The following is a 10,304-nucleotide window of genomic DNA, read 5'->3' as shown; positions in this document are numbered from 1 at the left end:
CGCATCGGCGACGCGCCGATGCTGCCTGAGCTGCTGACGCAGATCCCGGCGACTGAAGCCGTGGCGACGGTGAGCGGCGATGGTGCCTATGACACCAAGGCCTGTCATGCCGCGATTGCGGCACGCGGAGCCGCCGCCGTGATCCCGACCCGCAAGAATGCGCAGACCTGGAAAGGCAGCAGCGCGGGCGTCGAGGCTCGCAACGAAACCTTGCGATCAACCCGGCACCTGGGCCGGACGATCTGGAAGAAATGGAGTGGTTACCACCGGCGCAGCCTGGTGGAAACCAAGATGGGTTGCTTCAAGTTGCTGGGCGAGCGGGTCATGGCCCGAGATTTCGACCGCCAGGTGACGCAGCTTCAGGTGCGCGCGGCGATCCTGAACCAGTTCACGCGCTTGGGCACGCCACACACGATACGTGTGTCCTGAGCAGACTGGGGAAAGGGGTAGCTGCGCTCAGTGGGGCAATTGCGCAACAGCGCCCATGCGTGTAAACCACAATATCCCGTTAGCGTAGGCGCACTTACGCTGTCGGCGTTGTTTCCAAAATCGTTGGGGAGGCGCATCGATGGCACGTCGTTCTTTACTCATCTCCGTGGTCGCGATGGTGCTGGCTTTGCCTGCTGCGGCGCAGAGCTACCCGGGCAGCAAGCCGATCACCATCATTGTCCCGTTCACCGCGGGAGGGCCGACCGACAAGGTGGCCCGTGATTTTGCCGAAGCGTTTCGCAAGAGCCTGGGTAATGTCTCCGTCGTCATCGACAACGCGCCCGGTGCAGGCAGCACCATCGGCATTGCCAAGGCGGCCCGTAGTGCCCCGGACGGCTACACATTGCTGCTGACGCATATCGGCATGGCGACGGCTCCGTCGTTGTACCGCAGGCTGCCCTTTGATGTGCAGGAGGATTTCGCGTACCTGGGCATCATCAATGACGTGCCGATGACGTTGATTGGTCGCCCCACACTGGAAGCGGATTCATTTCCGGCGCTCATCGAATGGGCCAAGGCGCAACCGGAGGGGGTGAATCTGGGCAATGCGGGCCTGGGTTCGGCGTCACACCTGTGTGGGTTGATGCTGCAGAGCGCTACCCGGCTGGAGATGGTCACCATCCCTTACAGCGGGACGGCGCCTGCGATCTCCGACCTGCTGGGCGGTCAGATTGACCTGCTGTGTGACCAGACGACCAATACCACCGCGCACGTGGCAGCGGGCAAGGTCAAGACCTATGCCGTGACCACGCCGCAGCGGCTGCACTCCGCCATCTACAAGGATGTGCCAACGCTGGAGGAGCTGGGGTTGACGGACTTTAACGTCACGATCTGGCACGGCCTGTATGCGCCCACTGGTACGCCGCAGGAGGTGCTCAGGACGCTCAACAATGCGTTGAAGCAGGCCCTGCGCGATCCGGAGTTCGTGCGTCGCCAGACCGATCTGGGGGCAGTGGTGGCGACCGATGCACGCACCAGCCCGGCTGAGCACAAGGCGTTCGTCGCCGCCGAGATCGACAAGTGGGGGCAGGTGATCCGGGCGGCTGGCCAGTTTGCCGATTGATCCGTGAACATGTGACTGCGTTGCGCCGCAACGCACTGCGGGCGATGCGCCCCAGTGGCGGCCCGGTTATTGCGCTGCGAGCGGCTTCGCCTGTCGTGCCAGAGCGTGCGGTCGTGGCCGCGGTACGCATGACAAGTTCGTGGACAGGATTTCGGCGCAGCCCGGTCAACGGTTGGTGAGATCGCACCCCCTTGAAATTCGCTGGCCGCTTTTTGTATGATTGCCTGTGCGAGACTGCGCCGTGCACAACCTGTGCAGCAGCACTGCCGCTTCACGACAGGCAGACTGCAGCGCGCGGCGGCGTCTTCAACAGTGGCTGCGATTTTGCGCCACTTTTCTTTTTTGTGAGGAAACACCCACCATGATGGTCCTTTACTCGGGCACGACCTGCCCGTTCTCCCACCGCTGCCGTTTCGTTCTGTTCGAAAAAGGCATGGATTTCGAGATTCGTGATGTGGACCTGTTCAACAAGCCTGACGACATCAACGTCATGAACCCATATGGCCAGGTGCCCATTCTGGTGGAGCGCGATCTCATCCTCTACGAGTCGAACATCATCAACGAATACATCGACGAGCGCTTTCCGCATCCGCAGCTGATGCCGGGCGATCCGGTCGATCGTGCGCGGGTGCGCCTGTTCCTGCTCAACTTCGAGAAGGAGCTGTTCGTGCACGTCTCCACCCTAGAGTCGGCGGAGGAAAAACTCAAGGACAAGGCGCGTGCCCACATCCGTGATCGCCTCACCCAGCTGGCACCCAACTTCATCAAGAACAAATACATGCTGGGGGAGAATTTTTCCATGCTCGACGTGGCGATCGCGCCGCTGCTGTGGCGTCTGGAGCACTACGGCATTGAACTCAGCCGCAATGCAGCGCCGCTGCTCAAGTACGCCGAGCGGCTGTTTTCCAGGCCCGCGTATATCGAGGCATTGACGCCTTCCGAGAAGGTCATGCGCCGGTAACGCGCCTGTGCCGCGCGCCGTCCTGCCGGGATGTGCCTTCCAGCGGCCTGTCTTGACAGGCCGTTTTCATGCGCGTGCGGCGCGTTTTGCATGCTCGTGCGCCGAACTTTGGTGTAGGGTATGCATCTTTTGTGGTGCCATTGGCTCAGGACGTGCCATCATCGCATCTTCGTTGATCCCATAGTCAAGCCATCATGAGCGAACCCACCTTGCCCTCCACACAGCCCTATCTGCTGCGCGCCCTGCACGAGTGGTGTACCGACAATGGCCTGACGCCGTACCTTGCCGTCAAGGTCGATGGTTCGGTGCAGGTGCCCCCGGAGTTCGTGCGCAACGGCGAGATTGTTCTCAACGTCAGCTACGATGCCACGGCCAAGCTCCAGCTCGGGAACGACTTCATCGAGTTCCAGGCGCGTTTTGGCGGCGTGCCGCGGCAGATCGTGGTGCCCGTCCATCGCGTGATGGCGATCTATGCGCGCGAGAATGGTCAGGGCATGGCATTCACGGTCACGGATACCGGTGGGGAAGCATTGCAGACGCAGGCCGGGCAGGGCGCTGCGGCGCCCGTGTCTGAAGCAGCGCAGCCTGCTGCGGACGATCATGCCAGCCAGCCCACGCCGCTGCCGTCGCCCCGCAAGAAGAGCCGGCCGACTGCGGTGGCGAGCAGCAGTGACGATGACAAGCCACAGCCGCCAACTCCCCCAGGCCCCGGTGCCGCCAAGCGCCCCGCCTTGCGGGTCGTCAAGTGATAGGGATCTGTACGCGGCTGCAATGGCGCCGCTGCGGCCGCGCCTGACGCGTGCATGCGGCGATGGAACTTGAGACATGCTGAGAATACTGCTGTGCAATGACGATGGCTACCTGGCTCCGGGGATCGTCGCCCTGCACGAAGCGTTGAGCGAGCTGCCGGACGTGCACGTGCTGGTGGTGGCGCCGGAGCACAATAACAGTGCCAAGTCCAACGCGCTCACATTGCACGCGCCCCTGTATGTGCGCGAGGCGCACAACGGCTTTCGCTATGTCAACGGCACTCCGGCCGACTGTGTGCATATTGCGCTGACAGGCTTGCTTGACGACCGTCCTGACCTTGTGGTCTCGGGCATCAACAATGGCGCCAACATGGGCGACGACACGATTTACTCCGGTACCGTCGGCGCTGCGATGGAGGGTTTTCTGTTTGGCATTCCGTCGCTGGCCTTCTCGCTGGTCGAGCGAGACTGGGCGCATCTCGACGCGGCAGCGCGCCGTGCGGCCCTGTTTGTTGCGCAGCTGCAGGCGCAGTCACACATTGCCGGGCAGCGCTGGCTACTCAATGTCAATATCCCCAACCTGCCGCTGACCTTGCTCAAGCCTGTGAAATGGTGCCGTCTGGGACGACGGCATGCTGCCGAACGGGTGATTTGCCAGAAGAATCCCCGCGGCGAGATCATGTACTGGATCGGCGCTTCTGGCGCCGCAGCCGACACGAGTCCGGGCACGGATTTTCATGCGGTGGCGCAAGGCCACGTCGCGGTGACGCCGCTACATGCGGACTTGACCGATTACCGCGCGTTGGAGCATTGGGACAAGCGGTTTAGCGATGACTGCCCGGATGCGTTGGCATCGGCGCAAGACCGAACCGAAAGGGGCCTGGAGTGAGCACGGCACCCAGGCGCCCACGTTTTCCCGCGCAGGTGTTGCCGCAACCGGCTGCGCCGGCGCGGGCAGGCATGCGTGGTCCAGTTAGTTCGGCGGCGGCCTCTGTCATGGTGCCAGCCGGACTCGCGCAAGCGTCGGCGCCGACGGCGACGGCTGTCGGTGCGTTACCCACCTTGGCGGGAGGCAGACTGGTCGATGTGACTGGGCAGCAGGGAGCCCGCGAGCGGATGGTGCAGCGGCTGCGGGGGCTGCAAGGGCTGCATCCAGCGGTCATTGCCGCCATGCGCGATGTGCCGCGCCATTTGTTCGTCGATTCGGCACTGGTGGGCAAGGCCTATGAAGAAAACAGCCTGCCGATAGGCTTTGGCCAGACGATTTCCAAGCCCGCGGTGGTGGCACGTATGCTGTCACTGATCATGGAGACGGTGGGATCCGCTCACGCCGAGCGTATTACAGGCAGGGTGCTGGAGATTGGTACCGGCTGCGGCTATCAGGCCATGGTGATGAGCCGTCTGGCTGACGAGGTCTACTCCATCGAACGGCTGAGGGGGCTGCACGATCGCGCGCGCGCAAACCTGCGACCCATGCGGGTGGCCAATCTGCACCTGCTGTTTGGTGATGGCATGGCCGGTTATGCGCGTGGCGCCCCCTATGCGGCTATTGTTTCCGCGGCGGGGGGCGATGCCATTCCGCAGGCTTGGGTGGAGCAGCTTGCCGTCGGCGGCCGCATCGTGGCCCCGACGGCTACCGCACAAGGCCACCAGGTGCTGGTGGTGGTGGACAAGACCCCCACTGGCGTTCGCCAGCAGACGCTGGAGGGCGTGCATTTTGTTCCGTTAAAATCGGGAGTTGATTAAAGGAAAGGCGACAATGCTTCATCAGAATCGTTGGTTCAACGCGGGCAGTTTGTTGGTGGCGTGTCTGCTGGTTGCAGGCTGCTCGGGTGTGGGCCTGAACCAGGCGCCGGTTGAGGACCGCACTGCGGCAGGCAGTGTGATGCCGCCACAGTCAGCGCCTGCCGGACACTACATCGTCAAGCCTGGCGATACGCTGATTCGTATCGGCCTGGAGACGGGGCAGAGCTGGCGCGACATTGCGGCGTGGAACCAGATCGCCAATGCCGATGTTATCGAAGTAGGCCAGGTGCTGCGTGTCGTGCCGCCGGAAGGAGGCGCTTCACCTGCGCCAGCATCCGGGGTGCAGGTGCGGCCAGTCAGTACGCCGGGCAGTTCTGGTACGCCGGCTGCCGCTGCTGGTCGTGCGGTCACGCCAGTGACCGTCTCACCGGGCGCGGCCAACCCGTCCGGCTTGCAGCTGATGTGGCCGGCCAACGGCCCCTTGCTGGCAGGATTCAATGAGTCGACCAACAAGGGCTATGACATCGGCGGCAATGCCGGTGACCCCGTATTTGCCGCCGCCAATGGCCATGTGGTCTATGCCGGCGCAGGCCTGCGTGGTTATGGCAACCTGATCATCATCAAGCACAACGATGATTACTTGACCGCCTACGCGCACAATCGCAGCTTGCTGGTCAAGGAAGACCAGCGCGTCGAGCGCGGGCAGAAGATCGCCGAAATGGGCGATACCGATGCGGACCGGGTCAAGCTCCATTTCGAGGTGCGTCGTCAGGGCAAACCGGTCAATCCGGCCAATTACCTGCCCAAGCGCTGAGCGGCCTGGCCGCTTTGCGCTGCGATGGACGCGCGGGCCATTGCATTGCGTGAGGGTGGCCTGCACTGCCTTGCATGAGGATCGGTGGTTGTGCGACCGCCGATCTTTTTTATTTCTGCTGCATGCCTGACCTGTCTTCCCTCTCAAGTGCATTGGACGACTCCACTGAGGAGCTGGAAGCCGTTGCCGAACAACGGCATGGCCCAATTGGCGAGCACTTGCACGGTGAGCGGCTGGACAAGGCGGTGCATGACCTTGCCCCCGAGTTCTCACGCAGTTACCTGCAGGGCCTGATCCGGCGCGGGCTGGTGCGCCTGGACGACCAGGTCGTCATCAAGCCTGCGTACAAGGTCTCGGCAGGCCAGCTGCTGGCTGTTGGGCTGCAGCCGAGCGCGCAAAGCCAGGCGTTCCTCCCGCAGCCAATGGCGCTGGACGTGCGGTATGAGGATGAGGATGTGCTGGTTGTCAACAAGCCGGCAGGGCTGGTAGTGCATCCTGCCGCAGGCAACTGGAGCGGTACCTTGCTCAATGGGCTACTGGCGCGGTCGCCCGTATTTGCGACGCTGCCACGTGCAGGCATCGTTCACCGCCTGGATAAGGACACCAGCGGATTGATGGTAGTCGGCAAGAGTCTGCCAGCAATAAAAAATCTCGTCGAGCAGATCGCCAGCCGCGAGGTTTCACGCCGTTACCTGGCCATTGCAAGGCGCGCACCACGCGCCGCATGGCCGTGGGCGCAGGAAGGAAGCAGTATTGACGTGGATGCCGCCATCGGCCGAGATCCGCACAATCGTCTGCGCATGGCGGTGCTGGCTGACACCGCCCCGGGGGCCAAGCTGGCGCGCACTACCATCACTCTTTTGGCGCGACAGGAGGACTGGGTATTGCTGCATTGCGCGCTGCATACCGGCCGAACCCATCAGATCCGGGTGCACGCCAGGCAGCTGGGTTTTCCGCTGGTCGGCGATGCTGTCTATGGGGGCGCCGCGTATCCCGGTCTGGCACGGCAGGCCCTGCACGCCTGGAAACTGGCATTTCGGCACCCGATCACGGGGGATCCGATAGAGGTCCTCAGTGACGCACCAGCCGATCTGCAGACCATTTGCGACGCCCTCGGGCTGCGATTGCCCTGACCTTGCAGATGTGCGCCCGCGGCTTTCGTATCTGCTTTCTTTGAGTGTGGCGAACTAGCGCGCGGATGGCGCTGCCGCTTCTTCCGTGGCGGTGACCGGTGCCAACGTTGGATTCCGGCAAAGTTGATAATTGATTATCGACTTGATATGTTTAAGTGCAGTTATTCGCAATGTTCATGCTTGTGACACGGAGCCGTCATCTGCGCTTTCTATAGTCCGGCACGCTTAGCGGCGTGATGGATGCTGCGGCTTCACACAAGGACTTTTCATGACATACCAGAAATTGACTCCGGTCATGCTGGCTGCTGCAATGCTGCTCGCGGCATGCGGAGGCAGTGATGACAACGGCCCCAGCCCTGTGGTCCCCCCCGAAAACGCACCCAAGAAAAATGTCGTGTTCTTTCTCGGCGATGGCATGGGCATCACCACCTTGACTGCCGCGCGCATTTACTCAAAAGGCGAGGACGGTGCGCTGACCATTGATGAATTGCCCGAAACCGCATTCATCCATACCTATTCGCGCGACGGCCAAGTAACCGATAGCGCGCCCTCCATGGCCGCCTACATGACCGGCGTGAAGATGAATAATGAGGTCATCTCCATGTCCGCCGAAACCAGTGCCGTAGATGCGCAGGGCAAGGCCTATGCCGTCAACGAGGATTCGACCTGCCCGGCTGGCAATGGTGAGCCGGTGCCCACGCTGCTGGAATTGATGAAGCAAGCAGGGTATGGCACCGGTATCGTGACCACCACGCGGGTGACGCATGCCACGCCCGCGACTACCTATGCGCACGTGTGCCATCGTGATGCCTACAACACCATTGCTGCGGCGCTGGTGCCGGGCGGCGAGGGGTACAACGCACGCCTGGGGGATGGGCTTGACGTGATCATCGGCGGCGGCATCCGCAATTTCCTGCCTGCTGGCACGCAAGGCAGCCGTCGCAATGATGAGCGCAACCTGGTGGCCGAACTGCAGGCCGCCAACTACCACTTTGCGGCCAATCGCGCACAGTTCGATGCACTGCCCACCGACGGCAGCAAGATTGCTGCTTTGCTGACTCCCAGTGACATGAGCTACGAGTTCGACCGCGACCCTGCAAAGGAGCCCAGCATTGCCGAGATGACCGAAAAGGCCATCGATGCGCTGGCTGCGCAAAATCGCGGCTTCTTCCTCATGGTCGAAGGCGGCCGCATCGACCATGCTCTGCATGCGACGAACGCCCGCAGAGCATTGGATGACACGGTGGCATTTGACCAGGCGATCGCAACCGCCATCGAGAAGCTCGAAGCGATCGACCCTGGTCTGCAGAACACCCTCATTGTCGTAACAGCCGACCATGACCACACGCTGCAAATGAATGGCTACGCGGCTCGTACCGGCCCGACCACACCGACCAACCCTGGGGTGCTCGGCTTGGTTAACAACTACGTCAATGGTCAGCCCTCAACGGACGTGGATGGCAACAGCTACACCATCCTCGGATTTGGTAATGGCCCGAACCGTCCAGCTACGCGCAGCCCTCTGACCGAGGCACAGGTGGCAGATCCCGACTATCTGCAGGAAGCTGTGGTTCCCCTCGCCGTCGAAACCCATGGTGGTGGCGATGTGTTCCTGGGCGCCAAGGGCATGGGTGCCGAGCGTTTCAAGGGCACGATGGTCAACACCGAAGTCTTTGACTTGATTAAAGAGGCCGTAGGCCTGTAAGCCGCGTCCCACCGATGAGGAAAACCATCATGACATGTACTATCCGCAAATCCTCGATCGTGCTGGCGCTTGGCGCAGCACTGATGGCCGGCGCGGCGCCTTCCTGGGCTCAGCAGGCCAGCCAGACCGCCAAGAACGTGATCTTCTTCCTGGGCGACGGCATGGGGCCGGTGACGGTCACCGCGGCGCGTATCTACAAGGGTGAGAAGGAAATTGCCGCCGGTGCGGACCTGGAGACCTCCGAGCGCGCCGAACTGGTGATGCAAAAGCTCGGCTACGCTGGGCGTATCAAGACCTTCTCCAACGATGGCCAGACGACCGACAGCGCGCCTTCCATGGCCGCGTATATGACCGGCGTGAAGATGAACAACGAGGTCATCTCCATGAGCACGGAAACGCAGGCTTATGCGCCGGATGGCACCCAATACATCAACGGCGAAGATACGACCTGCCCGCAAGGCAATGGCCAGCCGGTGACCACCTTGCTTGAGCTGGCCATCGAACAAGGCCGCGCCACAGGGGTGGTCTCCAACACCCGTCTGGGGCACGCCACGCCAGCAACAACCTATGCGCACGTGTGCAACCGCAACGCCTACAACACCATCGCCGAGCAGTCCGTGCCAGGCTACCCGGAATTCAACCCGAAACTGGGTTCGGGCATAGACGTGATGCTGGGCGGTGGTTGGCGCAACTATCTGCCCAAGTCGGCCTACCCGCAGAGCCGTCGTACTGACGATCGCAACCTCGTGGCCGATCTGACGGCCCAGGGGTACACCTATGTGGACTCCGGCTCCGCATTGATGACACTGGATGCGGCCAATACGAACAAGCTTCTGGGTCTGTTTTCCAACAGCGAAATGGCATACGAGCTGGACCGCGTCAAGCTTGGCCTGGACCAGCCCAGTTTGGCCGACATGACGCAAAAGGCGCTGGAAGTACTCACCAAGAACGACAAAGGCTTCTTTTTGATGGTTGAAGGCGGCCGTATCGACCATGCCCTGCATGGCACCAACGCCAAGCGTGCCCTGGAGGATACGCTGGCACTGGATGCGGCAATCGAAAAGGCTGTGGCGTTCATGGAGGAACGTGACCCTGGACTGGCGAATACCCTCGTTGTGGTGACTGCCGACCATGACCACGCCATCGCGTTCAACGGCTATACCAAAATCGGCAATCCCATCCTCGGACTGGTACACGATTACACGACAGGCGAGGTTGTCAAGGCAGCTGATGGCAAGCCCTACACCACCCTGGTGTTCGGTAACGGTGGGCGCGCCCCAGAAGGCGCGGTTAACCCGGAAGATGGCGATGCGTTCATTTCGCCATCACGCAGCGCTGAGCGGCAGGATCTGAGCAATGCCGATACTACGGCCGATAACTTCCTGCAGGAAGTGGGCGTACCGCTTGGGACTCCCGGTGCTGAAACCCACGGCGGTGGCGACGTGATGCTCTATGCCGGTGGTGCGGGCGCACGCCACTTCCGCGGTACCTATGACAACACCAAGGTGTTCGAGAAGGTGCGTGCAGCTGCCGGGCTGTGACGAAGTCTGCACCAGGCTGAGGGGCGTGTGTTCGGCACGCCACTGCAACCGCCCAGGGCCTGACGCCAGATTGCGCCGGGCCCTGGGCGTTGCCGCAGCTGCC

General features: G+C 62.1%; 10 protein-coding genes. All 10 read left to right on the top strand.

Going from position 1 to position 10,304, the window contains the following annotated elements; translation table 11 throughout:
• A partial coding sequence (locus AAV94_RS06245) for an IS5 family transposase (RefSeq protein ID WP_046740683.1) occupies positions 1 to 429 on the top strand: 429 nt, incomplete at its 5' end.
• Positions 430 to 568: 139 nt separating this feature from the next.
• Positions 569 to 1,552: a Bug family tripartite tricarboxylate transporter substrate binding protein gene (locus AAV94_RS06240; protein ID WP_046741477.1), complete on the top strand. Its 984-nt coding sequence runs from the start codon at positions 569 to 571 to the stop codon at positions 1,550 to 1,552.
• A gap of 361 nt (positions 1,553 to 1,913) precedes the next feature.
• Complete coding sequence (locus AAV94_RS06235; protein WP_046741476.1) at positions 1,914 to 2,513, top strand: glutathione S-transferase N-terminal domain-containing protein; 600 nt, start codon at positions 1,914 to 1,916, stop codon at positions 2,511 to 2,513.
• A gap of 194 nt (positions 2,514 to 2,707) precedes the next feature.
• Complete coding sequence (locus tag AAV94_RS06230; protein ID WP_046741475.1) at positions 2,708 to 3,262, top strand: ClpXP protease specificity-enhancing factor; 555 nt, start codon at positions 2,708 to 2,710, stop codon at positions 3,260 to 3,262.
• 79 nt (positions 3,263 to 3,341) lie between these two features.
• Positions 3,342 to 4,151, top strand: a complete 810-nt coding sequence (gene surE, locus AAV94_RS06225) for a 5'/3'-nucleotidase SurE (protein ID WP_046741486.1) — start codon at positions 3,342 to 3,344, stop codon at positions 4,149 to 4,151.
• 71 nt (positions 4,152 to 4,222) lie between these two features.
• A complete protein-coding gene (locus tag AAV94_RS06220; RefSeq protein WP_046741474.1) occupies positions 4,223 to 5,008 on the top strand; it encodes a protein-L-isoaspartate(D-aspartate) O-methyltransferase in 786 nt (261 codons plus the stop codon).
• 13 nt (positions 5,009 to 5,021) lie between these two features.
• Positions 5,022 to 5,822 carry a peptidoglycan DD-metalloendopeptidase family protein gene (locus tag AAV94_RS06215; RefSeq protein WP_046741473.1) on the top strand — a complete coding sequence of 267 codons (801 nt, stop codon included), beginning with the start codon at positions 5,022 to 5,024 and terminating at the stop codon, positions 5,820 to 5,822.
• Between the two features lie 122 nt (positions 5,823 to 5,944).
• On the top strand, positions 5,945 to 6,955 hold the full coding sequence (locus AAV94_RS06210; protein ID WP_046741472.1) for an RluA family pseudouridine synthase: 1,011 nt from the start codon (positions 5,945 to 5,947) through the stop codon (positions 6,953 to 6,955).
• A gap of 268 nt (positions 6,956 to 7,223) precedes the next feature.
• Entirely contained in the window at positions 7,224 to 8,660 is a 1,437-nt protein-coding gene (locus AAV94_RS06205; protein WP_046741471.1) for an alkaline phosphatase, read from the top strand.
• A gap of 29 nt (positions 8,661 to 8,689) precedes the next feature.
• The gene (locus AAV94_RS06200; RefSeq protein WP_046741485.1) at positions 8,690 to 10,201 is read left to right on the top strand and encodes an alkaline phosphatase; all 1,512 of its coding nucleotides are present in this window, start codon (positions 8,690 to 8,692) and stop codon (positions 10,199 to 10,201) included.
• The last annotated feature ends 103 nt before the right edge of the window (positions 10,202 to 10,304 follow it).

It is taken from the genome of Lampropedia cohaerens, from assembly GCF_001005215.1.
Classification (GTDB): Bacteria; Pseudomonadota; Gammaproteobacteria; order Burkholderiales; family Burkholderiaceae_C; genus Lampropedia; species Lampropedia cohaerens.
This window is presented reverse-complemented; position numbering and strand designations above follow the sequence as displayed.